This window comes from Trinickia sp. (genome assembly GCF_057351765.1).
The window spans coordinates 43,396-68,842 of record NZ_JBMRBK010000091.1 but is presented as its reverse complement, the minus strand read 5'-3'; the positions used below and the strand labels follow the sequence as shown (position 1 = coordinate 68,842).

The 25,447-nt window shown below is 62.6% G+C and carries 20 protein-coding genes; 8 read left to right on the top strand and 12 right to left on the bottom strand.

The window, feature by feature from the left end; genetic code table 11:
- Window positions 1-52 precede the first annotated feature (52 nt).
- Entirely contained in the window at window positions 53-925 is an 873-nt protein-coding gene (locus ACO1XS_RS24770; protein WP_486391936.1) for a helix-turn-helix domain-containing protein, read from the top strand.
- Between the two features lie 62 nt (window positions 926-987).
- On the opposite strand, the gene infA is transcribed toward ACO1XS_RS24770, so the two are convergent.
- Window positions 988-1,254, bottom strand: coding sequence for a translation initiation factor IF-1 (gene infA, locus ACO1XS_RS24765; protein WP_331573707.1), 267 nt, complete (start codon window positions 1,252-1,254; stop codon window positions 988-990).
- Window positions 1,255-1,388: 134 nt separating this feature from the next.
- Window positions 1,389-1,592: a cold-shock protein gene (locus ACO1XS_RS24760; RefSeq protein ID WP_173259452.1), complete on the bottom strand. Its 204-nt coding sequence runs from the start codon at window positions 1,590-1,592 to the stop codon at window positions 1,389-1,391.
- Window positions 1,593-1,908: 316 nt separating this feature from the next.
- Between ACO1XS_RS24760 and ppnP the strand changes: the two genes are divergently transcribed.
- Window positions 1,909-2,229 carry a pyrimidine/purine nucleoside phosphorylase gene (gene ppnP, locus ACO1XS_RS24755; protein ID WP_481578671.1) on the top strand — a complete coding sequence of 107 codons (321 nt, stop codon included), beginning with the start codon at window positions 1,909-1,911 and terminating at the stop codon, window positions 2,227-2,229.
- Window positions 2,230-2,279: 50 nt separating this feature from the next.
- Here ppnP and ACO1XS_RS24750 read toward each other — a convergent pair whose 3' ends face one another.
- The 4 genes from ACO1XS_RS24750 to ACO1XS_RS24735 all read right to left on the bottom strand — a co-directional run bounded on the left by ACO1XS_RS24750 (window position 2,280) and on the right by ACO1XS_RS24735 (window position 7,391).
- Complete coding sequence (locus ACO1XS_RS24750; protein ID WP_486391935.1) at window positions 2,280-4,238, bottom strand: beta-galactosidase; 1,959 nt, start codon at window positions 4,236-4,238, stop codon at window positions 2,280-2,282.
- Window positions 4,239-4,293: 55 nt separating this feature from the next.
- Window positions 4,294-5,145 (bottom strand): carbohydrate ABC transporter permease, encoded by an 852-nt coding sequence (locus ACO1XS_RS24745; protein WP_486391934.1) that lies wholly within the window; start codon window positions 5,143-5,145, stop codon window positions 4,294-4,296.
- A 21-nt stretch (window positions 5,146-5,166) separates the two neighbouring features.
- Window positions 5,167-6,084, bottom strand: coding sequence for a carbohydrate ABC transporter permease (locus tag ACO1XS_RS24740; protein ID WP_486391933.1), 918 nt, complete (start codon window positions 6,082-6,084; stop codon window positions 5,167-5,169).
- A 65-nt stretch (window positions 6,085-6,149) separates the two neighbouring features.
- Window positions 6,150-7,391: an ABC transporter substrate-binding protein gene (locus ACO1XS_RS24735; RefSeq protein WP_486391932.1), complete on the bottom strand. Its 1,242-nt coding sequence runs from the start codon at window positions 7,389-7,391 to the stop codon at window positions 6,150-6,152.
- Between the two features lie 246 nt (window positions 7,392-7,637).
- Between ACO1XS_RS24735 and ACO1XS_RS24730 the strand changes: the two genes are divergently transcribed.
- Window positions 7,638-8,693, top strand: a complete 1,056-nt coding sequence (locus tag ACO1XS_RS24730) for a LacI family DNA-binding transcriptional regulator (RefSeq protein ID WP_331573695.1) — start codon at window positions 7,638-7,640, stop codon at window positions 8,691-8,693.
- A 54-nt stretch (window positions 8,694-8,747) separates the two neighbouring features.
- Here ACO1XS_RS24730 and ACO1XS_RS24725 read toward each other — a convergent pair whose 3' ends face one another.
- The gene (locus ACO1XS_RS24725; RefSeq protein ID WP_331573693.1) at window positions 8,748-9,173 is read right to left on the bottom strand and encodes a DUF1801 domain-containing protein; all 426 of its coding nucleotides are present in this window, start codon (window positions 9,171-9,173) and stop codon (window positions 8,748-8,750) included.
- Between the two features lie 36 nt (window positions 9,174-9,209).
- Window positions 9,210-10,394: an acyltransferase family protein gene (locus ACO1XS_RS24720; RefSeq protein ID WP_486391931.1), complete on the bottom strand. Its 1,185-nt coding sequence runs from the start codon at window positions 10,392-10,394 to the stop codon at window positions 9,210-9,212.
- Between the two features lie 310 nt (window positions 10,395-10,704).
- Here ACO1XS_RS24720 and ACO1XS_RS24715 point away from each other — a divergent pair, with 310 nt between their 5' ends.
- Window positions 10,705-10,830 carry a hypothetical protein gene (locus ACO1XS_RS24715; RefSeq protein ID WP_331573689.1) on the top strand — a complete coding sequence of 42 codons (126 nt, stop codon included), beginning with the start codon at window positions 10,705-10,707 and terminating at the stop codon, window positions 10,828-10,830.
- Window positions 10,831-11,607: 777 nt separating this feature from the next.
- Window positions 11,608-12,264: a response regulator transcription factor gene (locus ACO1XS_RS24710; protein WP_331573687.1), complete on the top strand. Its 657-nt coding sequence runs from the start codon at window positions 11,608-11,610 to the stop codon at window positions 12,262-12,264.
- Between the two features lie 40 nt (window positions 12,265-12,304).
- Here the strand turns inward: ACO1XS_RS24710 and ACO1XS_RS24705 are convergent, their stop codons facing one another.
- Complete coding sequence (locus ACO1XS_RS24705; RefSeq protein WP_486391930.1) at window positions 12,305-12,688, bottom strand: response regulator transcription factor; 384 nt, start codon at window positions 12,686-12,688, stop codon at window positions 12,305-12,307.
- A 237-nt stretch (window positions 12,689-12,925) separates the two neighbouring features.
- On the opposite strand from ACO1XS_RS24705, the gene ACO1XS_RS24700 reads away from it, so the two are divergent.
- Window positions 12,926-14,500 carry a PAS domain-containing sensor histidine kinase gene (locus tag ACO1XS_RS24700; protein WP_486391929.1) on the top strand — a complete coding sequence of 525 codons (1,575 nt, stop codon included), beginning with the start codon at window positions 12,926-12,928 and terminating at the stop codon, window positions 14,498-14,500.
- Between the two features lie 18 nt (window positions 14,501-14,518).
- Here the strand turns inward: ACO1XS_RS24700 and ACO1XS_RS24695 are convergent, their stop codons facing one another.
- On the bottom strand, window positions 14,519-17,248 hold the full coding sequence (locus ACO1XS_RS24695) for an FAD/NAD(P)-binding protein (RefSeq protein WP_486391928.1): 2,730 nt from the start codon (window positions 17,246-17,248) through the stop codon (window positions 14,519-14,521).
- A gap of 161 nt (window positions 17,249-17,409) precedes the next feature.
- Window positions 17,410-17,724, bottom strand: a complete 315-nt coding sequence (locus ACO1XS_RS24690) for a hypothetical protein (protein ID WP_486391927.1) — start codon at window positions 17,722-17,724, stop codon at window positions 17,410-17,412.
- Between ACO1XS_RS24690 and ACO1XS_RS24685 the strand changes: the two genes are divergently transcribed.
- The gene (locus ACO1XS_RS24685) at window positions 17,718-18,920 is read left to right on the top strand and encodes an HAD family hydrolase (protein ID WP_486391926.1); all 1,203 of its coding nucleotides are present in this window, start codon (window positions 17,718-17,720) and stop codon (window positions 18,918-18,920) included. The two genes, ACO1XS_RS24690 and ACO1XS_RS24685, sit on opposite strands and share 7 nt — an antisense overlap.
- 44 nt (window positions 18,921-18,964) lie before the next feature.
- Here the strand turns inward: ACO1XS_RS24685 and ACO1XS_RS24680 are convergent, their stop codons facing one another.
- A complete protein-coding gene (locus ACO1XS_RS24680; RefSeq protein WP_486391925.1) occupies window positions 18,965-22,099 on the bottom strand; it encodes a PIG-L family deacetylase in 3,135 nt (1,044 codons plus the stop codon).
- Window positions 22,100-22,715: 616 nt separating this feature from the next.
- Here ACO1XS_RS24680 and ACO1XS_RS24675 point away from each other — a divergent pair.
- Window positions 22,716-25,391: a putative bifunctional diguanylate cyclase/phosphodiesterase gene (locus ACO1XS_RS24675; RefSeq protein ID WP_486391924.1), complete on the top strand. Its 2,676-nt coding sequence runs from the start codon at window positions 22,716-22,718 to the stop codon at window positions 25,389-25,391.
- The last annotated feature ends 56 nt before the right edge of the window (window positions 25,392-25,447 follow it).

The window sequence follows — 25,447 nt, the reverse complement described above, 5'->3', positions numbered from 1 at the left end:
TGAAGACAGGCGCAACGGGAACGGCGCCGACGCCGTCGGACGCGATCAGGCAATGAAGCATTCGACCTTGCACGACATTCCGATCTTCAAGCTCTATGGGGAAGGTCATGACTGGCGCACGCCGGACCTGCTTCACTGCGAGTCGATCCCGGAGCGCAGCAGCCTGTATGACTGGGAGATTCGCGAGCACCGTCATTCCGACCTCGCGCAACTTCTCTACGTCCGCAGAGGAACGGCTCTGATCGATATCGAAGGCGAGCGCACGGAAATCAAGCGGCCAGCGATCCAGATCGTGCCGCCGCTATGCGTGCATGGCTTCAGGTTCAGTCCGGACGTAGATGGATTCGTCATCACGATCGCAGCTCCGCTCGTGAACTGGCTTCAAGAACAGATCGACGCGCCGCGCCCCGTGCTGCAGTATCCCGCCTGCTATCCGGCAGGCGCGGATCGGAAATACCTGGATATGCTCTGCGCGGCATTGAACCGCGAATACCGCAACCCGGCGCCTTCGCGAGATTTGCTGCTGCGCTCGCTCGTGAGCGCATTGATGGTATGGGCCAGCCGCCAGGATCGTCAGCGCGAAGTGGCCAACGAACGGTTGGATCGCGGACATACCCACCTGAAGGCGTTTTCGAGGCTGCTCGAGCAGCGCTATCGCGAGCAACGGCCGATCAGCGAGTATGCGTCGTCGCTGGGTATCACGGCTGTCCATCTGAATGCGGTTTGTCAGCGCCTGGCCGGCCAGAGCGCGCTTTCGATCGTGCATCAGCGGCTGCTGCTCGAGGCCAAGCGGAATCTGATCTATACGACGCTGAGCGTGAGTCAGATCGCCGATTTGCTCGGGTTCTCGGAACCCGCGTACTTTACGCGCTTCTTCAAGCGCCTGACAGGCACCACGCCGAGCGGATTCAGAAAGGGCGATTGAGTCGCGTCGTCCGTTGCAGGCCGATGGCTCGGAACACGCCAAGCTATTTTTATTTCGACGCGTCAGCGCCGTGCAAACCGACTCCGGGGGGCACTGGCCGACGCACGTTCGTCTTTGTGCCGGAAATTGATGCGCCCTTTGGTCAGGTCGTAGACCGACAATTCGAGGCGGACGCGATCGCCCGCAAGGATGCGGATATGGTGTCGACGCATGCGACCCGAGGCGTACGCCCCGACTACCGCGCCGTTTTCGAGTGTGACGCGAAATCTGCTATCGGGCAGCACTTCGTCCACCACACCGTCGAGTTCGAGCAATTCTTCTTTTGCCAAATCCATTTCTCCGTGAGTGAGCCATCGCGAACACGACGACACGCCGAATCCCGGATCCCTCACGGGAAGCGGGTTCGGCAAGTTTTGCGCGCGATTTGGCGGGCGCAGCGGGTGCTGTGAAGCACCCTGCCTATTTACAGAGGCGAGATGTTCGAGGCTTGCATGCCTTTGGGGCCACGCTTCGTCTCGAAGCTGACCTTTTGGCCTTCGGCGAGCGTTTTGAAACCATCGCCGCGAATTTCCGAGAAATGCGCGAAGAGGTCGTCGCCGCCGTTGTCAGGCGTGATGAAGCCAAAACCCTTGCTGTCGTTGAACCACTTGACGGTACCGGTATCCATAAAAGTTCTCCTGATAATGGACAAATGTAGAGATGCGTCGCGAAATCGACGCGGGGAAAAGAATCAAGGAGGGAGAGGACAACGAATACCGCGTTCCGCGGTCAATGATGAACAGCAATCACGCTTCTTGAAGACTTCGGCCCTCACCCTACGCTTGACGTATGCCTCTGTCAAGGTATTTCGCTGAACGCCCCGCGCCGTACCGTATGATTGCCGTCGTGCGCGCTGGCGGTCAAGCCGGCGCAACCGGGACGTGTTGCGCATGATTCTCATGCCGCGGCGGCCCATACACTCACAACGCCAAGAGGAAAGCCCCATGACCGCTGCAACGCAATTCGATCAAGTTTCCATCGTCAAACGAGCCAACGTTTACTTCGACGGCAAATGCGTGTCGCACACGGTGCTGTTCGCGGACGGCTCGCGCAAGACGCTCGGCGTCATTTTGCCCGGCACGCTCAACTTCGGTACCGATGCACCCGAACTCATGGAGGTGCAGGCGGGCCAGTGCCGTATTCGTCTCGAAGGCAGCGACGAGTGGAAGACATACGGGGCGGGCGAATCGTTTTCGGTGCCGGGCAAGAGCCGCTTCGATATCGAGGTGGTCGAAACGCTCGACTATGTCTGCAGCTATCTCTGACATTCGGAGGCAGTGCGAGCGATGAGGCGACCGATTGATCGCCGCACCGCTCAGCCTTCGAGCCATGCGGCTACGTCGACTGGCCCCACGATGGGCCCGCCCAGCACGAACGTCGCGTCGGGCTGCGCCGGGACCGGGTGCGGCTCGGCCCCATAGTTGACGGCGAAGCGCAGCGCACCGCGCCTGCGCAGCCGCAGGCCTTCGGGCAACGCCGCCGCGTCGAGGCCTGCATCGCGCGCGCAGCGCATCATCAAGGCGCCCAGCAGGGCACGATCGAATCCGGCTGTCGCAAACGTCACCCGTCCGTGTCGAAGGATGGCGGGCACGCCATCGTCGAAGCGCGCGATCGTTTCCGTTTGCTCGCCGGGTTCCGCGTGGTCTCGCCATCGCAGTGCCGATCCGGTGACGCCGTCCAAGCGCAGAGTCGGACGCAACGAGGGCCGCAATGACTCGGCGGCAACGATGCGCATCGGCAGCACTTCCTGAAGCTTGCCCGGTGGTAACTGCGGCACGATCGAAAACGTCTCGGACTTCGCGCCGGTGCGCGGTCCAAAGAGCCAGTGGTTCGATCCTTTACGAATCTGTTCGACGACGTGCTCGGGCAGAATCGGCAGCGTCGGTGCGACGACGAGCGCATAGCCGCTGACATCGGCGCGTGCCGATACGATATCGACATCGAGCCCGCATTCACGCAGTGCGCTATACCACTCGAAAACCAGATGCTGATAGTCGATGTCGACGCCGTGCCGCTGCGTGGCGATGAGCCAATCGGCCTCATAGTCGAATAGCAGCGCAACGTGAGCTTTTGAACTGCTTTGACCGAGCGAAGCGGCGAGCCCGCGTAGCTCCGCGCCGACTTGCTCCACTTCGCGGCCGCCCGCCGAGAGCGCGTCGTCAGGTGTATGGAGGCCGGAATGCATTTGCTCTTGCGCGTAGGGACACTGCCGCCAGCGGAAGTACGACACGAGCTCGGCGCCATGCGCGAACGCCTCCCACGTCCAAAGCCGCACGATGCCGGGTTCGGGCACCGGGTTCCATGGCGCCCAATTGACGGGTCCAGCCTGCTGCTCCATGACCCACATGCGCCCGTTGCCCACACCGCGGTAGAGATCGTGGCTGAATGCCGAAACGTCGGGATGTCCGGTGCGTGCCCAGCGGTGCTTGTCGGCTTCGGGAAGCGGCAGGACTTCGGTGCGCGGTACCGGATAGCTGTCCCACGCAGCTACGTCGAGTCCGTCGCGCGCGAATGCATAGTGATCGAATGCGGCGTAAAAACCCATGAAATTGTGGAGCACATCGCGTCCCGGCGAATGCGCGCGAATCAGCTTTGCTTGCAACGCATGAAAGCTCGCGACCTCGTCGGACTGAAAGCGTCGGAAATCGAGCACATGGGCAGGGTTGGGATCGGTCGGGGTTCGGACCGGCAGTTCGATCTCGTCGAAGCTGCGGTATTCCATGCTCCAGAAAACGTTGCCCCACGCCTCGTTCAGTGCGCCGATGTTTTCATAGCGCGTGGCGAGCCAGCGTCGAAAGCGAAGCAATGCGGCTCGCGTATACGAGGGAAGCGTATCGTGGCAGCCGATTTCATTATCGGTTTGCCACGCGACGACAGCCGGATGCGCGCCGTAACGGCGCACCATCTCGCCGACGATCCGCGCACAGTGATCGCGATAGACCGGGCTCGAAATGTCGTAGTGGCGACGCGAGCCGAATTGCATCGTGGTGCCGTCGCTTGCAACCGGAAGTATCTCGGGATGCAGGTCGACGAGCCACTTGGGCGGCGCCGCGGTCGGTGTGCCGATGACGAGGGTCAACCCGTGGCGCGCCAGTGTGGCGATGGCATTGTCGAGCCAAGCCCATTCATAGCGACCCGGCTCGGGCTCGATCCGGCTCCATGCGAATTCCGCGATGCGAACACGTGCGATGCCCATCTCCGCCATGCGGCGCGCATCGCTTTCCCACTGGTGCTCGGGCCAATGTTCCGGGTAGTAACAGACGCCAAGCTGCATTGAGCGTTCCTCGATTCGTTTGTGAAAAATGGTCGACGCGCGAGCTGGCGGTGCGCTACCCCTTCGTTGCGCCGAACGTCAGGCCGGCAACGAAGTGTTTCTGCATGGCGAAGAACATCAGGACGGAGGGCATGGCGGCGAGCACCGAGCCGGCCGACACGAGATTCCATGCGGTGGTCCACTGCCCCCTGAGCGCCGCTACGCCGACGGTAATGGGAGCTGCTTCGTCGCCTTGTGTGAGGCAGAGCGCCCAGAAGTAGTCGTTCCAGACGAAGGTGAAGACCAGAATGGCTAGCGCGGCGAGCGCCGGCCGCACGAGCGGCAGCACGACGCGCGCGTAGATCGTCCACTCGCTCGCCCCTTCGATGCGCGCGGCCTCGATGAGTTCGTAGGGAAGCTCGCGGATGAAATTGCGCATGAACAGTGTGCAAAAACCCGTCTGGAACGCGGCGTGGAAAATGACGAGCGCCCAGACCGTGTTGTAAATGTTGAGTCCGAGCATCAATTCGCGCACGGGAATCATCAAGATCTGAATCGGCACGAAGTTGCCGGCGACGAATAGGCCGAGCAGCACCGCATTTCCTCTAAAGCGATAGCTGGCCAGCGCATGACCGGCCATCGAGGCGAGCGCGATCGAAATCGCCATGGCCGGCAGCGTGATCAGGCAGCTGTTCCAGAAGTAATGCAGCATCGGCGTCTGCGTGAGTGCCGTGCCGTAATTTTCGAAGAGCGCGAAGTGTCTGGGCCATGTCCAATACTGGCCTGCCAGCAATTCGTCGGTCGAGCGCACGGAGGTGACGAGTACGGCGAGCAGCGGCACGAGCCATAACAGGAGCGCGACAGGCAGCGAGACGCAATAGAGCAGGCGCGGTAGGGGCCGCCACCGGGCGATAGGCATCGGATACATCGAACGCTCCCTAGGCTGTGTTCAGGAATCGGTGCGCACGAGGCGGCGCAATTGCCACGCGATATAAACGAGCATGATCGCGAACAGCACGACCGCGATCGCGGCCGAATAGCCCTCGCGGTAGTACTTGATCGCTTGGTCGTACATGAAATAGGCGAGCACCGTCGAGCTGTCGAACGGACCGCCGCCGCTCATCACCGAAATGAGGTCGAAGCTGCGCAGTGCGCCGATGACGGTCAGCACGAACGCCATGAACGTGGCGGGCCGCAACTGCGGCAGGATCACGTGCCAAAGCAATGCCCAGCCGCCCGCGCCCTCCATGCGGGCCGCTTCGACGATTTCGGGATTGATGCCCGTGAGTCCGGTCAGATAGAGGATCATGCAGAACGGAATTTGCGGCCAAAGCGCGGCAAAAACGATTCCGAATGTCACGTAGCGCGGATCGCCGAGCACCGGGATGCCGTGACCGACGATGAGCTTCAACAAGCCGAAGGTCGGGTCGTAGAACCACGAAAAGACGAGACCCACCACCACGCCGGGCAGGACGAACGGAGCGAAGAACAACGACTTCACGAAGCGGATGCCGGTGACGTTCTGATTCAGGTAAAGCGCGAGGGCCAATCCGGCGGGCGGGGCAAGCAGAAACAGCGCGAGCCAGGTCAGATTGTTCTTCAGGGCGGTGTAGAACGTGTCCGATGCAATGAGTTCCCGATAGTTGTCGAGACCTGCGAATGTCTTCGCGGTCATGCCGTCCCAGTGATGAAAGCTGAGGACGATGCTGCTCGCGATCGGGTAGATGACGAACACCGTGAAGAGCGCGAGGCCCGGAAGCAGGAAGCAAAGTGCCGCGCGCGTGCGCCGCTTGACGAGCGGCGACGGAGCGTTCGTCGCCGGCCGCGCTACGCGCCGCGACGCTCGCGGAGTAATGGAAATGGACATCGATCGAAACTCCTGCATGCAAGGCGGGGGCGGTGGCGAGCACCGGCTCCGCCTGCTCGCATTGCCTACTTCTTGTAGATCCGCTTACGCGTGGACTCGAGGCGCTGCAAAATCGCATCGAGCTGGGTCGGATCGGAGAAGAACTGCTGCATCGCCTTCATGCCCTCGTCGGCCATTTCCTTCGTCATGTCGCGATCGTAAAACTGCGCGATGCCGCCCGGGGTACTCGAAAGGGTCTGGAAACCGACCTTCGATATCGGGTCCTGCGGCTCGGGGGCCTTGTTGTTGGACGGCAACGTTCCCCAGCCCTTCGCGAGCTCGCCGTTGATTTCCGGCTGACCCATGAACGCGATGAAGCGCCGAGCATCGGTTTTGTTTTTTGCCTTGGCAGGGACGATCAGCACATTGACGGGACCATCCTCGGCCAACGGAACGGAAGCATCGATGACGGGGAAACGGAAATAACCCATTTCCTGGCGCGTCGCCGAGGGCAATGCGGCCGAGAAGAACGTGCCCATCAGCATCATCGCGGCCTGACCGTTCACGAGCATCGGGCTGATCGAATCGACATCGTACGAGAGCGCGTTCTCGATGAAGTACTTGTCGTCGATGAGCGTTTTCCATGCTTCATAGACATGCTTCACGCGCGGGTCCGTATATGCGACGTCGCCCGCCATCAGTTGTTGGTGGAATGCGTAGCCGTTGATGCGCAGGTCGAGGTAGTCGAACCAGGCGGCAAGCGTCCACGAATCGCGCGCCGGCACCGCGATCGGCGCGATACCGGCGGCTTTCAGTTTCCTGCAGTCGTCGAGGAACTGCTGCCAAGTCGCAGGTTCGCCGGAAATTCCGGCCTTCTGGAACAGGTCCTTGCGGTAGAAGAACCCATATGCGTCGTATCCGAGGGGCACGCTGTACTGCTTGCCGGCGTAAGTCGACGATGACTTCACCGAAGCGTAAGTCTGGTTCCAGCCGTTCTTTTGCCAATCCCTGCTCAAATCTTCGAGCAGGTTGCGCCGGGCGAAATAGGCCATCCGTTCGCCGTTGTGCCAACTGAGCACATCGGGCGGATCGGTGGCGAGCCAGCCCGACATCTGCACCTTGTAAGCCTCTTCCCCAACATAGCTGATCTTCAGATCGACATCCGGATTCGCCTTCTTGAACTGATCGAATGCGTTTTGCCAGGTGGCGCGCTGATTGCCGCGCGCGGATACCGTGATATTCAGCGTTCCGGACCAGGCCGAAGATGCCGCTGCCAAAGTCACGCAGCTCAAAGAGGCCAGCGCGAGTGCGCGGACGTTGAGTTTCATCGTTGTCTCCTTTGTTGGTGTAATGCAAACGGCTGTTCGGAACGGCCTGAAATTTAAGCGCTTAAATTTTTATCGCCAAATTGGCGCGGTCGGTCGTACCATGTCGTCTCCTTGGTGCGCTTCTGATGGGACGGAAGTTAGCGCACCGAATTCGGTCGTGCAACGTTTGGGAGTGCATCCCACCATCTGGGAAAATGAGCTCGGGCAACAGGCGACGCCTGGCCGCTCGAATCGGGGGAACAGAATTTGGTCACACTTGCCGAAGTGGCGAGGCGAGCGAAGGTGACGGGGGCCACCGTTTCCAACGTATTACGCAATCCTCACAAGGTGAAGCCGGAAACGGTGGAGCGGGTGCTTGCGGCCATCCGCGAGCTCGGTTATCGGCCGAACCTGACGGCCCGCGCGCTCGCGCGCGGCCGTACGTCGACACTCGCGCTGATGCTTTCGAACATCACGAACCCGTTTTACCCGGAGTTCGTGCGCGCGGCGGAACGCGAAGCGCGTAAGCGCGGCCACTTTCTGCTCGTATGCAACACGGATGACGATCCTGCCATTACGCGGGCCTATCTGGAGCAGATAGCAGGTTCGCTCGCGGCCGGCGTCATCGTCATGAACACGGATCTGAGCGAGCGCGAACTGACGGAGATTGCGGGCAAAAGGGCGGCCGTCGTGCTCTGCATGTGGGAGCACGTCCACGCTTCACGCGCGCTGCCTTGCGTCACCATCGATTTTGCGGCGGCCGGCGCACTCGCGGCCGCGCACCTCTCGGAACTCGGGCACCGCAAGTTCGGTGCGCTGGTCGGCGCGGGCTCGGGCGGCCCGCAGACGGTGCGGCTTCGCGGCTTTACCGATGCGCTTGCGAAACACGGCCACGGCGAAAACGCAGTTGTCGTCGCGCATGCGCACGATTCGATCGAAAGCGGATACGAGGCGGCCACGAAACTGTTGCGTTCCGATCGAACCTTGACGTCGATCTTCGCGACGAACGACCTGATGGCCATCGGCGCAATGCAGGCGGCCGCGGATCTCGGCAAACGCGTGCCCGACGATCTGTCGATCATCGGATTCACCGATATTGCGCTTGCCCATCAATTTCGCCCGGCGTTGACTACGGTGCGGCTGCCCATAGCGGAGATCGCGGCGCGCTCCATCGCGCTCGCGCTCGAGATGGTGGAAGGCGCGAGGCCGGCTCGCGCCGCGCATGTCGTGCCTGGGATGGCGCTCGTCGTACGCGAATCGACAGGGCACGCGCCGCCGTTGCGGCGGAAGCGAACGCAGGCCCGCTCGCAAAAGCCGCGATAAATTTCCCGTGCCGCTATGGCTGCGGGGCGATTCGACGGCTTTGGGTCGACGACTTCATGCCGCTTTGCCTTTCGGTGGCTTCGTTTCCGTATCCGCAGGCGTCTTCCGGTTCTTCTTCAAGGCCGTCCGGTTATAGGCGATCGCTGCGCGCACGAGATTCTTCAACGCGCGCTTGTTCGTCTTGTCGCCTTCGAAAAAATCGATCGCTCGTCTTGCGTTGCCTTCGAGCCCCGCGTTGAAGAGCTTATCCGGATCGGGCACGTGCGCGCCGTGCAGAAAAGTGACCTTCACTTTCCCTTTGTGGGCGTTGGCGACGGCGATCATTCCATCGCAATACCAGACGGGGCTGCCCATCCACTTCCACTCCTCGACGATGTCCGGATCGGCTTCGAGGATGGCCGCACGGAGCTCGGCAAAGGTCTTGCCGCGCCAGTCCGTGAGGCCTGCGATCAGTTCGTCGATGCGTTCTGAAGGATTCATCCGGTCTCCTCGATGCGATGCACGCCGTCGCGCAGTCTACTCCAGCCGGCGCGACGGCGCAGCGCCGAAGCCGAACCGCATGTCGATCTGCCGGAGGAGCGTGCGCGCGAGCTCGGATGCGCCGCGTTGAATGAGCGTATCGGTGACGCGCGATAGGGCATACGAGGCTGCCACCGCAGCCGCGAGGGTCAGCATGAAGACAGTCAGCGACATCCACGATCCATGCGTGGCGAGGACGGTCGAATCCCTGAAGACGTACATCGCCGCGAATGGGAAGATGAAATGCCAGAGATAGACGCCGTAGCTTTCGCGCCCAATGGCGTCGGCAACACGGGCAGTCAGCGACCGGTCGACCCGCGAGCAGCATGCAAGCAACAAGGCCGCGGCCCCGCATGCCGCGACGATGGGGGCCAATTCGTGCGCGAGTCCCAGCCAGACGCCAAGGACGGCGGTGCCCGCGCCGCAGAGGATCGAAACGACGAGCGCAACGGCCATGCCACGGCGGCTCAATTGGGCTTGCCCGACGAGATATGGGCTGAACAGATTCCAGCACCAGAAACCCACGAGGAAACACGGTACTTGGACGGGAGGCCAGAAATAGAAGAACGTATTGTTTTGAACGCTGCATTCGAGGCGGCCACCGCACGCGCCGGTAATCAGGGATGCCGCGCAAGCGGACAAGAGCAGCACGCTCAGCGCCGTCAGGCGAGAACGCGAGCCGCCTGTGCAGAAGAAGACGAGCGGCGCGATCAGATAGAACAGCATCTCCACTCCGATCGACCATCCGCCCGGGACGACGTTGTTGATGGCCGAATCGGACAATGCGTGAACGAAGAACAGGTTCAGCAGGACGTCGGAGGTGTCGTGGGGCCCGAGAATCGAGGCGTGGTCGGCCTGAAACGTATAGGTGTACCAACTCATGAGACCGTATCCGACGATCGCGACGTAGTAGAGCGGCGCGATGCGGAAAAACCGTTTGACGTAAAAACGCAAGACGATCTGACCGGTGCTTGCATATCGTGCACGCTCGGTCTCCAGCGTCATGAAGATCGTAACGGCGCTGATCACGAAGAAAAGCTGTACTCCATATTGCCCCATGCGGGCGACGATCTTCGCCCAATGCGGCAGATGAGGAAATTGAAACGACAAGTGAACTGCGACGACTGAAACGACGGCAATGGCCCGACCGCAATCGAGACCCGGTACTCTCTTTCGATTCATCCACTCTCCTTGCATCGGCTCGAGCTGTTGTTTGCATGACAAGACAGCTCAGGCTCGCCGGCCTTCGAGGCGTTTATATGTGCATTGAGTAGTGTTCGGTTCGGGATCGCGCGAAAGTTCCCCTCGTGCTGGAACGCGTACCTCGGACGGTAGCCAGTACAAACCCTGTCATACATCCGTTTCTCGTGCTCATCCAGGCGAAGACATCATCCATCCCCTCGTAGAATGGCGCGGGCTCGAGACAGTGCGTACGCTTTGATACATGCTCCACGCGTTCTTGCAACGAGCATCGACTTTTCGGAGAACCACGATGTCTCGGCTGAACACATGGCTTTTGTTGGGCAGCAACGCCTACGACGAATATACCTACGTGCCATGGCTCGGCAAGAACGTCTATCGCCGCACCGTCGATCTGCGTCACGTCACATTGCTTTGACCGTTCCAGCGCGGCGCGCGACCTGATTGCCGCCGCGTCTTTTTCCCACACCGCTGCACCGAGCGAGGCGCCGCCGAACGAAGCGGCGAAGCGCCGGCAGCGCGTCCGCGTTTACCGGTTAATCCAGGAAGAGAAGGGAAATTCGCCGCATCGCGAGCGTTGAGCCGCGCGGGCAAGCGTGCGCGCTAGCGCGGCTCGCGTTCGTCTGACGATTGGTGCGTCGTGGGTTCAGTCGCTCGGATCGTCGAGCATCGCAAACATGCGTGCCGCGTCCGATTCCTTACGCAAGACGCATCGACGCGATTTCTCGATCGCCCGCACGGTACGCGTGCGGCCTGGGCCGCGCGTCGCACGCGACGCACGCAGCGAAGATCGCCCGCCGAGTCGGCACCGTGCCCGAAATCGTTCCGCTCTGACCGCCATGATTGTCCACCGCAAAGACGCATTGACGAATCCGTCCGGCATCGTGCTCGCGGCCGACATGCCGCGCCTATCCGGATCGGGCTCCCGGGCGCAATGCCTGACGAGGTGCCGCCCTGCGATCAAAGGTAGGCCACCGCCTGCCCGGCGACAACTGTGCAAGAAGACGCCGCGCGCGCACGATCGTTTGATGCCTTCATACCTAGGTATAGCCGGCCCCCGGAGAAGCAAGTGCAGTAGCGGCGTATGTGCCGTACCCCTCGTGCGGTACGCCTCGCGCGTCCTATAATGACTGCCGATTCCCGCGTTGCGGCGGCGCCTCGTGCGCCTCGTGCGCACCGGGTTCACGGGGGCCGCATGGTATCCGCTCAGCATTCGACATTGACCAAGACAGGCGACGATTCCCCCATCGTCTATGTAGTCGACGACGACGAAGGGATGCGCAACGCGTTACGCAATCTATTGCGTTCGGTAGGATTTGCGGTCGAGACGTTCGGGTCGGTACGCGATTTCCTCGACTTCAAAAGAAAGGCCGTGCCGAGTTGTCTCATTCTCGACGTCAGATTGCCCGGTGAGAGCGGTCTCGCGTTTCAGCAGGATATGAGCCGCACCGGCTTGCACATGCCTGTTCTGTTCATGTCGGGCCATGGCGACATCGAAATGTCCGTCAAGGCGATGAAGGCCGGCGCGCTCAATTTCTTCCCGAAGCCGTTTCGCGAGCAGGATCTGCTCGATGCAGTCAACGAAGCACTAGCGCGCGACGGCGAACGGCTGGCCGCGGAACGCTCGCTCGCATCGCTCGGCGCGGCTTACGAATCGCTGACGCCGCGGGAACGCGAGGTCATGGCGTTCGTGATCGCTGGCCTGATGAACAAGCAGATTGCCGCTCGAATGAATCTGAGCGAGATCACCGTGAAGATTCACCGTGGGCAGATGATGAAGAAGATGGAAGCGCGTTCGTTGCCGGATCTCGTGCGAAAGGCGCAGGCGCTGGGGGTGGAACCGCGGCGTTGAGACGCATGCGGGCCGCGCCCGATCGTGGTGAACAGAGCCCTTAAACGCGCTTGCCCACGGCGCGTGCCAGACATCGCTGCAACTCCTGCGTGTCGATCGGCTTTTTCAGGAGCGCCAGCGCACCGTTTGCCGCTACGCGTGCGCGCAGCGCTTCGGTCGTGAACGCCGTGACGAAGATGGTGGGCGGCGCATCGCCCGAGGCCAGCAGTTGCTCATGTAGTTCGACGCCGCTCATGCCCGGCATCCTGACGTCCGAAATCAGGCATCCGAGTTCGTCGGCGTCCGCCAGCGACCGGCGCGACAAATACGCCTCGGCGGAATCGAACAGCAGCGTCTGCCAGCCGAGCGAGCGCACCAGATTCGCGATCGCGAGGCGCGACGCTTCGTTGTCATCGACGATAGAGACGGTACCGAAAAAGGGCATGAATGAGCTCGTATCGGCGAGCGGCGGTAATCCATGCCGCACGCCATCGTTTATCAGTACCGAGGGTAGTCCGTAACCCGTCGAACCGACATCATACGGAGGTATGCCGTCCGATCGCCGCGGTGGTAGGATGGACTCACCGTTGTCTCGAAAGCGGTACAGGAAGCAGCGAGACAGCGTTGAACGCGGCGCGGCCTGCCGGCGCCCGTTCGGCGTGCCGCAGCGGAGGTGGACGAAATGGCACAGGAGACCCCCAACGCGCCGGCGGACGCCGGCGACCGCGCCGCGGCGCCCGATGCCGACGGGCGTGGAGCGCAGGCAGGTATCGATCGGCCGCTGCGCGAGAGCGAGGCGCACTGGCGTGAGGTGTTCGAGCACAATCCCGTCATGTACTTCATGGTCGATGCCGACGGCGTCGTTCAATCGGTGAACGGATTTGGCGCCGCGCAGCTCGGCTATCGTGTCGACGAACTGGTCGGCCAATCCGTTCTCGCGGTGTTCCGTGAAGAGGATCGGCCCTTCGTCATCGAGCAGATGAGTATTTGTCTGGGCGATCCCGGTCTTTCGCACAGTTGGGAAGTCCGCAAGATCAGGAAAGACGGCTCGTTGCTCTGGGTGCGCGAGAACGCGAAAGCGGTGCGGCGCCCGGACGGCTTTCTGGTTCTCGTGGCCTGCGAGGACATCACCGAGCGCAGGCGAACAGAAGACGCGCTCCGGCAAAGCGAGATGTATCTGGCCGAAGCGCAGCGCATCAGCCATACCGGCAGCTTCGGCTGGCGGATCCCGAGCGGCGAACTGATCTGGTCTGCGGAAACGTACCGTATTTTCGAATGCGATCCGTCCGTCGAGCCCACCGTCGAACTCGCGCTCCAGCGCACACATCCCGACGATCGCGAGTTCGTGCGGCAACTGCTGGAGCGCGTGATGCTCGAGCAGACGGACTGGGACGTGGAGCATCGGCTGCTCATGAGCGACGGGCGGGTCAAGGACGTTCGCGCAGTGGCCCACGCCGTGCGTGACGGTGCGGGCAACCGCGAGTTCATCGGTGTCGTGATGGATGTGACGGCGTCGCGCCAGGCGGCTCAGGAGTTGAGCCGCGCGCGCGCCGAGCTTGCGCATGTGATGCGCGTGACGACGCTCGGCGAGTTGGCCGCCGCGATCGCGCATGAGGTCAATCAGCCTATCGCGGCGATGGTCACTGATGCACAGGCATCGTTGAATTGGCTGGGCCGCGAGCCTGCCGATCTCGGCGAAGTCGATCAGGCGCTGCACCGTATCGTCGAGAACGGCAATCGCGCGGCCGATGTCATCGGCCGCATCCGCGAACTGGTCAAGAAGGCGCCGCCCCGCATGGGGATGGTCGACCTGAACCTGGCCGTGAAGGAAATGATCGCACTGACGCGCGCGGAGATTGCGGGCTCGGGCGTGGCGCTGGAAACCGCGCTCGAGCACGATCTACCTTCGGTGCACGGCGATCGCGTCCAACTGCAGCAGGTACTGCTGAATCTGATCGTGAATGCGCTCCAGGCGATGAGCGCAGTGCCGCCCGGGCAAAGAAAATTGCGCATTTGCACCGCGCGCATCGAGCTCGACCGCGTGCGCGTGTCCGTGCAGGATTCGGGACCTGGTTTGTCGGCGGCGCTCGTCGATCGCATCTTCGCGCCTTTTTATTCGACGAAGCCCGATGGACTCGGGATGGGATTATCGATCTGCCGTTCGATCGTAGAGGCGCATGACGGACGTTTATGGGCAAGCTCGGACGAGCCCGGCGCGACGTTCCATTTCACGATACCGGTCGACGCTGCCCGGTAATGGTCGGAAAAAGCCGCATCAAGCGGTCATGCCGTGTCGCTCGTGCCATTTCCGCCATGCGGCACGCACGATCGCGCGGTCCCGCGGGCGTTCGAGAAACCACAGTGCATCTTCGTAAGTGGCGAGGATCAGGGCCTGCGTTTCCCAACCCGCGTCCCGCACACTGCCGCCGATGCGATCCCCTTCGAAGAACCGGGTATCGTTGCTCGTCGGCGCCCTGAGTTCGGGCGGCGTCGGATCGTATTCGAGGCCGAAATCGCCGACGACACTACGCAGCCGCGCGCGCATCCCGGTCTCCTCGAACAATTCACGCAGGGCGGTAACGGGAAGCAGTTCGCCATCGTCGGCGCCGCCTTGCGGCAATGTGACGCGGCCGCCGTACCCGTTGCTCGGCACGACCAGCCATAGCCTTGGCACGGGCCATCCTTCGAAAATCACGACGCCGGCGGTGGGGCGGCCATTCGATGCGAAACCGAACGGATAGGGCGTGTCTATCGCGATATCTTCCTTGGAATCGGCAAGCCAGGCGCGCGCATCGGCGGGTGGCGTGGCGCTGCGCATCGGAATGCCGTTGAGCGCGGCTGGCGCGGGCGCACCGGGTACGAAGGTCAGCGAGATGTCCTTGCGCGGCCACAACGCCGGGGGCGAAGGCGTGGTGGGCACGTGAATCGCGAACTCGCCTTCGGGCAAAGCGGGGTGCCATGCGTGCAGAGGGCGATCCGTTTCGGGGAGCGCGGCAATCAACGAGGCCAGGGGCGGCTGGCGACGCATGATGTGGTTCGTGATGTTGGCGGCGATCTGCGTTGCATCGATGAGCGGACGGATCGAGGCGCCAGGGCCAGGCAGGACGTTGGTGAGCCAGTTTATTCCCTCGGTGGCCATGCCAACGACGTCGATGGTCGTGACGGGATTGCCGGAGCCGTCGACGACATGGCGTCGAGAATCGATCTCGATCCCGCCCGCGGCGAACTCGCCGTTTCGGTAGCGCTGAATCAGCCCGCTTTCAAGCAGATTGGCATACAGCGAATCCGCTTGCGGTTGATCCGTAATATCGCCGAGCTGCGCATGGATCAGCACGTCGGCCTCCATGCCGTGCGCAACGCCGAGCGAGTTCGATCGCAGGACGAAACGCGCGGCAGCTTCATCGAGTTCGATATCGCTGCCCGGGCCCGGTCCGGCGACGACCACGCCGGCGTCGATCAATGCCAGAAGCTCCTTGTTGCGTCGATCGGGCACGGCGCCGGCAGTGCGGTCCATTCGGGCAGCCAACTCGAGAAAGCGACGGTGGCTGTCGGGCGTGAGTCCACCGAAATCGACGGCGTAGCGCAATACATCGCGGATTTCGCGCAGCACGTGAGCCGCGGCGTTGAACGGATGGTTGACATTGCCTTGATGTGCGCGAGACACGCCGTCCGCCAGGCGCTCCCTGAAGGCGTGCGCGTAGCTCTGATAGTCAGCGAATGCGGGCGGCTCCGGGGCCGTCAGCAGCGAGCGCGCCGCACCCAGCTCCTGCTCGGAGGGCTCGAATCGCGATGGGTCGACCGACGATGCACCTTCGCTGCTGCAATGAATCGCGTACGCGAGCTCCTGCTCCAGACGTGGCAGCACATCGGTTTCGAGGTCGAGCTGCATGCTTCCGGTGCGCGCCATGGCATCCGCGCGAAGCGCGTCGATGACGGTGCGGGTGAGAAAGTGCGGTTCGAACGCTTCATCGTGACCTTTGTGATCGATTGGGCGCGTATCGAGTGCGAAGCCGCTGCGCGAGTAAAGCACGATCCGCGGCTCGCGTCCGCTCGCCCGATAGCTCAGTTGGCCGGCGGCCGAACCGACGAAACGGCCGCCCCGTCCGACGGTCAGCTCCGCTATCACATCGTGGCAGCTGCGGCCCATTCCACGCACCGCCACGACCGCCCCCGGCGCAATGTCCTGCAGCGCCTCGAGCGGGTGAGGCCGGGGAACGAACCGGAGTTGCGCGTTGCGCTCGCGGCAACGCGCCACACGTTCGAGCAATTCGGAGTCTTCCGCGGTGAGCGAGCCCTCGGGAGGCGCTGTCAACACCACATGATCGACGATCAACGGCAGCCCTTGTTCGAGCACGATCTTGACGCGGCTCGGGTGGGCTTGCGTGCCGTCCTCGGACAGATCGGACGGACGCAGTCGCAAATCGACCGCACGCAACGGGTGATGAATCAACCGTAGCCGGGAATCCTCGTCGACAAGTTTTTCCAGCGTTCGATACACGTCGTCGAGGTACCTGCCGAGCAATGCGCGGGGCAGATAATCGTCGTCCCGTACCGCGCGTCCCGCGCGAGTGTTGTTCACGAACTGGCCGTCGACGAACCGATAGCCATGCGCGTTGGCCCACTCCTTCAGGGATGGGCCGACGGCATATTCCTGATCGGCACGGTCCCACATCGTGACGGCCCCGGCACCCGTGTTGAGCAACTGGTGCGATGCTGCATCGGGCGAGTGAACGCCGTGCCCCGGCTCGCCCGGCTCGATCAGATGAATATTGATGCGAGAGTTCAGGCCGATATGAAGCAGGTGCTCTTCGGACAGCATCGCTTGAATGCGCTCGAGCACGCTCAGTCCGCGCGGGCCGGCACCGATGATCGCCACATGAAAGATCGGCGGGCGCTGATGCTTGGACCCCGCCACATGGACGGCCGGCGCGATGGATTCGATGCGGTGATGCGGGGTCGAAGCATGGGCCTTCGCGAGGGAAGCCGCGCCGTTTTCGGTCGCCATTCCGGACTCGCCGGGCTGCCGTTTCGGTCTGGCTCGAAGTGGGTCGAAGATCGATGACACCGGTGGTTTCGTCGCAGCCGGTGGCGCCGATGATTGGGTCGAACCGGTCGCGCCTCGGTTCTGCGCAGCGCGGTGCGCGGGATCGGATGCGGAGATATGCGTCATGCGTAATTGATCTCAAAGCGACTGTCGGCCGCTTCATATGTCTCGTCGAAAGTGCGTCGGATCGACCCGCGCACCGCGACGAAGACGAACTGATCGGCACGGAGGCGGGATTGTCGCGGATCGGCCGATTCATCGCGAGACGCTTCCGAAGCGCGTGCGGTCGTCGCGAAGCGTGGGCATGTTTTTTCTTCATGCGGGGCATATGTCGGAGTGGTTCGTCCTGCCTTTCCGGGCTTCGCGCCATAGCGCAGCGGAGGATCGGATTTCGCGTCAAATGTCGCGACATCGAAAACGGAGGAATCAAGTGTCATTGAAACTTGGAGCCCACGACGGGCGCACGCTGGCTGTTACCGATGCAGCAGTGTCCGGCACGATGACTGCGCCACCTCGCAGCATCTCGCCCACACGCCGCGGAACGACGGACCCGCGGTTCGAGCAGATCGGCCGCACGCCGCTGACTGACGACACGTCGGGGCGCCCGCCGAGCGTGGCTTCGTTCAGGGTATCGACACGATCGCCTTTGCATGTGGTCGTGCAAGGCCCCAGTGCACCGCGCGATACGCTCGAACGCCTGCAGGCTTGCCTGCGTCCCGGTGCGGCGACGGTTCGCTTGCCACCGGGCGCGCTGCACGGCGATGCTTTCCGTCTGCATGACGTATCGTACGATGCGGCCGACTATGCGCGTGCCGAGGAACTGGCGAGCGAGGCCTTGCTCGACATTTCACCGGTACCGGACGATCGTCATATCGACAAGCTGGCGCTCTTCGCAACGGATGTGGACAAAACGTTGATCGACGGTGATTTCCACGCGAAACTGGTTGAACTCAAGGGCGACCCCGAGGCCGATGCCCTGGCCTGGCGCGAAGATATCGTCGAATCGATGCGTGGCCGCGTGGCAACCCTCGCGGGCATCGGCATGGAAGATTTTCACGAGGTGGGCGACATGATGGCTCGTCGTCTCATGCCCGGCGCGCGCGAGTTCATCGGTATGCTTTCGCCGCAGGCTCGCGTGCTGCTCATATCGTCCGGTTTCACCCAGTTCGTGGAAAAGCTGCGAGATGAGCTGGGTGCAAAGCACCTGCACGTGCACGCGCATGCCAACCGGCTCTTGACGACGCTTGCCGAAGCGCAAACGTCCATCGACGACGGGAGATTCGATGATGCTGCCTCGTCATTATCGAGCGAGGCGTCGCGCGTCATGTCGGAGTTGCTGACCGGCAAGATGGACGGTGAGTTCCTGGATGGCAACGTGAAGGAGCGACTGTTCCGCCAATACCACGCCGACCTGCCTGACGACGCGCATTCAGCCGCGATGGGCGATGGCGAAAACGACATTCCGATGTTGGCCGCGGCGGTGGAATTGGGCGGGGTAGGCGCCGCCTTCAGGCCGGGCTACGGCCGGCATCTCCTTCCGCCGGGCGTCGATGTCATCGAACATTCGGGGTATGACGCACTGGGCAATCTCTTCATGGGCATCGAGCACAGACGGCGCGATACCGGACAGTGAAGTGACGTGACGGCGCGCCGCGCGCGGCGCGCAATGCATCGCGCTCAACTCATCAGCAAGAGTCCGAGCCCCACCTGGGTAATCATGCCGGCGCCGATTACGATCTCGGGATCGATTCTGCGCAACAGCCCGCCGTCGGCGACGAGATGCGGCTGTGTGATATCGATGGGCGATGCTTCCGCGCCGCGCACCGGCGGTCTGATCGCAGCAATCGGCCCCCGCCGGACGATCGGGCCGCGACCATGATTCGCGCCATGGGCGTGTTGATGCGCGAGCTGGAATCCGCGCAGGAACACACCGTCGGCTGCAACCATACCCATTTGTACGGAGGCGGACGCAATGTCGCCCCTCATGATCGAATGCGCGGCACCCAATGCATTGGCCGCTGCGAATGGGACCGACGCGATCGTTGCGCCCAGCATCTGGAATTCGGGCAGCCTTTGAAAGAACGGCGGCTTGTAGAGCCGGCCCCCATCGGGCCGTTTTCTGCTGTAAACGAGGAGCTCGCCGAGCGCTTTTCGTACCCACAGCGGACGCTCGTCGTTGCCCGGCAGGAATCGACGCAGCTTGTCGCCGGCCGCCGGCACGGTCGGATCGAAATTGTGCTTGTTACCGATCACTTCGAGCGAGCGGGCGAGCCGTTGCCCCCCGTTGCCGCTCAGATGCACGGGAACGAACATCAGCGTAGCCAGGTTGGCGAGCCAGGTCGCCGTCCCTTCGATCGAATCGAAGCCTGTCAGCATGACTTGCGGTGCGAGCCAGATGCCGGCTGCGGCGATATCGCTCGGCGCATAGCTTGCGCCCCAGAAGACGCGGCGCGCGCGCTCGACGGGGCTTTCGGACGCGAAAAGCCCTTCGTTGGCGAGCGTATCGAGCCGACGGAAGGCATCGACGTCGTCCGGCGTGGTCCGCAATATTTCAGCGAACATCGCAAGCTCGTCGCGATCGTGGCGTCGATATCCGCGCACGAGGCCACGCACCCCCGTCGTCCGCCTTTCCAGCAGATCCAGCGCGGGCATGTCCGCAGGTTCCAGTGACGAGGAGACGCCCTCGACCTCGGCGCCAGCACCCGCGGCGCGTGTCAGCACGCGCTCGCGATCGGAAGCGAGTTCGTCGAGACGCTGCATGACGCGGATCTGGACGATGCGCTTGGCCGCATTGATGCCGGCGCGTGCTCCGAACATCGCGCGCCCCGTTTCGAGCATCGTTTCCATCGTGGTGTCGGCGGGCATGTGCAGGCCGTACCGCATGCCCACGTAGGCGCCGGTAGCCGTCGCGGCGATCTTGCCGAGTGCGAGCGCGCCCGCTCGACGAATCTTGCGCTGGGGCATGCCGGTCACCGGCGGTGCGCCATAGGGCTCGCCCGGCGCCATGCGATATTTCGCGAGCGTATTCGCAACGGTGATCTGGTACAACGTGCCGCCATCGTCGAGCACCATCGCGGCTCGCGCGACGAGTTCCGTCTCGATGCGCCGCTTTCTGAGGCTGGTCTGCAGCTCGCGCGGGGGCCCTTCGATGCGATAGATCGCCACGTCGGCGTCCGGGTTGGATTTGAGTATGCGAATGGCGTGCTCGCGTGCACTGTCGAGGCTCGCGAACGGACGCGTATGCACATCGAGCGTCAAGGCGCTGCCGTCGCTGCCGAGCACATCGACGGGCATCTGTTTCGTCGAAAGGACATAGTGGGCCGAATCCCGTCGCGGCCCGGCGATGAATCGATGACCTTCGCGCCGCTCCTCGGGCGTCAGCGCGCGAATACGCGTGCCGAGCGAGATATGGTCCGAGACATAGGGGGGCGGCGCTTGAAACGCGGCGAGGCCTTCGCGCTGCTTTTCCGTCATCTCGTGCGGCAGAGTGCCGATACCGGCGCGCGCCAGTCGCACTTGCTCGGGCAGCGCGCGCATCGCACTATCCGATTGCGGGCCGAGGTGCGACGTGAACGTGGCGGCAGGCAGCAGCTCGACGCCTTCGGCGCGTTCGTGGCTCGGATCGTCATGCTCGGGAATCTCCGGTGCGAGGACGGTGACGTTGTCGATACCGTCGGTCTCGGCGCCCGTGCTTGCGCTTACGCTTTGCCCATCATGTTCGTCCTCGAGCTTGGCCGCAAGGAGCTCGACTAGCGGAACGGGTAGCGGTTCGTTGAGCAACGCCCGGAAAAATTCGATGACACGTGGGTCGGTCCCGGGTGCCGCTTCGAACGCTTCGAACGGCACCTCGGCGTTCCACTGCAGTTTGTTGCCGGGCGGTTGTTCGAAATCGTTGGGCGGCATGTGGGCCGGCCGTTGTCCGAACCATTTCGCGAGCAGCGCGCGGATCGCAAGTCGTTCTTCGTCCGTGCATCGGCTCAGTATTTCGAGTGCGGCGGGTGTTTCGCGCAAGTGTCGCTGCTCGTACCATCCTGCTTCGATGGCCGATATCCGCATGGGCTCGCGGATATCGTCGCGGCCCGATTCCTTCGCCTTTTCGATGGCTTCGTCGAGCATTCGCGCACTTTCCGAATGACCGGGATGCACGGCGGCCTCCGAGCGCAGACTGAAGGCTACGGCCGGCTTCTCTTCAGCGATGATTCGCGCGATGAATTCGACGATACGCTCGCGGTTCCAATCGGCGATATGACTGTATCGAACGCTGCGTTCTGCGGGCGAGTTGTACGGACTGCGGTCCGGATAGCTGAGCACATGGATTTTCAAAAGAGCTGGATCGGGGCACAAATCGGCGAGAAAGCCGAACGATTGAGCGATGCGCGTCGCGCCGTATTGCTCCGAGTAGAGCGCCTCCTTTCCCGTTGCGGCGAACTTCGGCCGCTGAATGTCCGTTTCGCTCGTGAATGCCGTGCCGCCGTTCGATTGCGTGAGGTAGACGATATTGACCTTCACGCCCATTGCAAACAACGTGCTGATCGTTTTGACCATCATCGTTTCGTCGTCGGGGTGAGCAAGCACGATCAGCGCGCTGTCGAAGTTCCAGCCTGGCGCATGGCGATCGAGCAGCGCCCCCATCGCCGGATGGATCTCGTTGGCTCGCACGGTTTCGTCCGCGTCGGACGACACACTGCCGCCGACTGCATTGACGTCGGTGGGCTTGGACTGTGTATGCGCGTCGTCGCCGCAAGGCCTGGCCGCTTGCGCACTTGCATTGCGACGCGCGCGTTTGTCACCCGGCAAGCCGGCCAGCCGCATTGGCGCATCCGATCGTCGGAGCGGTCCGTCGTGCTGAGCCGAGGATCGACCTTCCGAAGGGCGGGACGCGTGCTCGTGCTCGGTGGCATGTGTTCGGGAAGTGCGCTTCAACACGGCAGGGCTCTCATCGAAGAAACGAAGTGACACGCGTGTACTGCACGTTTCGCGTCGTCACGGGGACGGGGAATAGGTTGGCGATTATTGTGCACAGCCACGACGCTCGTGGCGTGCCGTGCTTCGGCGCACGACGCAGGTCTTCGCGCCAGATCGTGCGCAGCGGTATCGATAGTCGTCGGATGAACAAGGAACGAAAACGACAAACGACCTGCGAACCCCGTGGCGAGCGTCTGCCCGTCGACAATGCGGCCCCAAATCGATGCTCTGTCACTAAAGTCGGAACGGCCTGCGCCGATATTCTCCTAAGAGCGCGCATAGCGACCACGCGCGCAGGCATGCGCGCGTTGCAGCGCAACAAATTGAATCCAGGTTGAAAGACGGCATGCGTGTCGCGATCTCTTGTCGGGCCAAGATGGCAGTTCACAGGTTAATCGGCATTGCGCGCTCCGCCGGCGAGTGGCTTCGCCGTATCGAAACGGGCTCCCGTGCGTTTCGTCCCATGGCACTCCTCCTCTTGAGCGTGGGGACGTTTGCGTGCGGTGCCGCATACACGCTCGCGTCGCACAAGCAGGCGCACGACGTGCGCACGCGAGCAATGCATGTCCGTACCAGCGTCGAAGCGCTGCAATCGCTGCTGCTGCAGGCCAATGCGGAATTTCTGCTGGGCCTGGGCAGTGCGCAGGCGACCGACTATGGTTGGCCGGTCGAACGCGTGGGAGAGGCTGCGCGTTGCTTCGAGCGTCTCGAAGAGCTACTGGCGAACGATCCCGCCAGTGTCCGTCTCGTCGCCGCGCTTCGGCAGGATACGGCGCGCTGGGCATCGCAGCTTGCCGATACGGCCGTTCATGCGAGCGCGAGCCAGCAACGGGCCACCATCGATAGCGACCGGCTGCTGTCGACCAACCGCAATCTGACCGGTATCGTGAGTCGGCTCGCGGTTCTGCGTGCGGTGCAGGTCGAGATTCTGCGTATCGACTCCGACAGGACGGCCAACCGGCTGTTCATCGAACGGACCGTGCTGGCTTCCACCGCGGCGATCGCATTCGGCCTGCTGCTTTATGCGTTCGCGGCACGGCATCGAGTCCAATTGGCCCGGCAACGCGTGCATGTCGTGGCGCAGGAAAGCCAGCGGCGCTTTCGCGAGTATTTCGATCACCATCCCTTGCCGATGTTGATCTTCGATGTGGGGACTCACGCCATACTCGCCGCGAACGATGCGGCGGCGCTGCAATACGGTCGCTCGAAAGAGGAGCTTTGCGCCTGCACGATGACATCGCTTTACGCGCCCGAGGACCTGCCGGCGTTTCGCGACGATTTGCGCCGGTTTCGGCAGGCCGAGGTGCTGAGCGGATCGGCGGGACTGTGCCGGCAGCTCGACAAGAGCGGAGCGCGTATCTTCGTCGAGCTGTCCTATCATTTTCTGGACTATGCGGGGCATGACGCCTGTTTCGTGACGGCAATCAACGTGACGAGGCGAAAGCACGCCGAGCTCGCGTTGCGTCTGCGCAGCAAGGCGCTCGATGCCATCGGCAACGGTGTGTTGATCATGCGGCCGACCGATGCGGGCAACGTCATCGAATACGCGAACCCTGCGTTCGAGAAGATCACGGGATTCGCGCGAGAGCATATCGTTGGATGCGACCTGAGCACCGTCGACAGCCGATTCGGTCATCACGCGGTCGTCGCGGCGATCGGTCGCAGCCTCGTGCAAAAGGCGGATCTCTCGACCCTTTTGCGCAACCGCCGGGAAGATGGCAAGACGTATTGGAATCAGCTGCATGTTTCGACGGTTCATCCCGAAGATGAACCCCATACGCATCACATCGCGGTCATCAACGATGTCAGCGAGCTCATCGAATCGCGCGACCTGCTGCTAAAACAGGCGCGATTCGATGCGCTGACCGCGCTTCCGAACCGTGTCATGCTCGCCGAGCTGCTGGATCAGGCCATTGCGCAAAGCGGCGCGTTTGCGTTGCTGTTCATCGATATCGATCACTTCAAGGACGTCAACGACAGCCTGGGTCACGGTGCGGGCGATGCGCTGCTGCGCGAAGCCGCAATCCGGCTGGCGAGTGCGATCGGCGCCGACGATGCCGTCGCGCGGTATGGCGGCGATGAGTTCGTTGTCCTGATCGATTGCACGAAGCGCGACGATGCGCTCCAAGCGGCACTCGAACGTGTGAAGCGGGCATTCGACGCACCGATCGCGATAGACGACGTCCAATTGCACGTGCAATCTAGCATCGGTGTGACCTGCTATCCGACGGATGGCGCCGATGCGGAATCCCTGCTTCGGAACGCGGATCTCGCGATGTATCGCGCGAAGGCGCTCGGCCGCAACAGCATTCAGCACTTCAGGGCAGAGCTCGCGCACGAGGCCAAGCGCCGGATCCTGCTGTCGCGCCGACTGCGCGAGGCCTTGGCGGCCGATGCGTTCGAGCTCGTCTACCAACCGCAGATCGACACCGGTTCGATGACCGTAACGGGCGTCGAGGCGCTGATCCGGTGGAACGACGAGGAGCTTGGCGCGGTCAGCCCCGCATCGTTCATTCCGCTCGCGGAAGAACTCGGTCTCATTGCATCGATCGACGAGTGGGTCCTCGATGCGGCCTGTGCTCAGGCCAAGCTTTGGGAAAACGTGCTGCCTGGGGTGCGCATGTCGATCAACGTTTCGCCGCGCCAGCTCGCACGGCGGGACTTTCACCATACGGTGCGTCAGGCGCTGGACAAGGCGCGGCTTTCGCCGGAGCGCCTGGAGATCGAAATCACCGAGCGCGCATTGGTTGCGCAAGGCGCGCTGCCGACACTGCGGGCGCTGAGCGAGATCGGCGTAGCGATCGCGATCGACGACTTCGGCTCCGGTTATTCGAGCCTGTCGTATTTGCGCAGCTTTCATGCGGACCGGCTCAAGATCGACATGTCTTTCGTGCACGGCATCGGCAAGAGCCGAGAGGACGAAGCAATCATCAAGGCAATCCTGGCGCTCGCGCACAGCCTGCATTTCGAAGTCGTCGCGGAAGGGGTGGAAACGGCCGATCAGCTGAATTTTTTGGTCGGCGTGCATTGCGATGCAATTCAGGGGTACATTTTTTCGCCTCCCGTTTCGGCAAAGGATGCACCGGAGCGGATCGCATGCCTTGGTTGCACCCCTTCTCGATTAGTGAATCTTGTCTAAATCCGTTTTTTTCGCTTACACCTATTCGCGTTTATTGCTTCACTTCATGTCGCTGG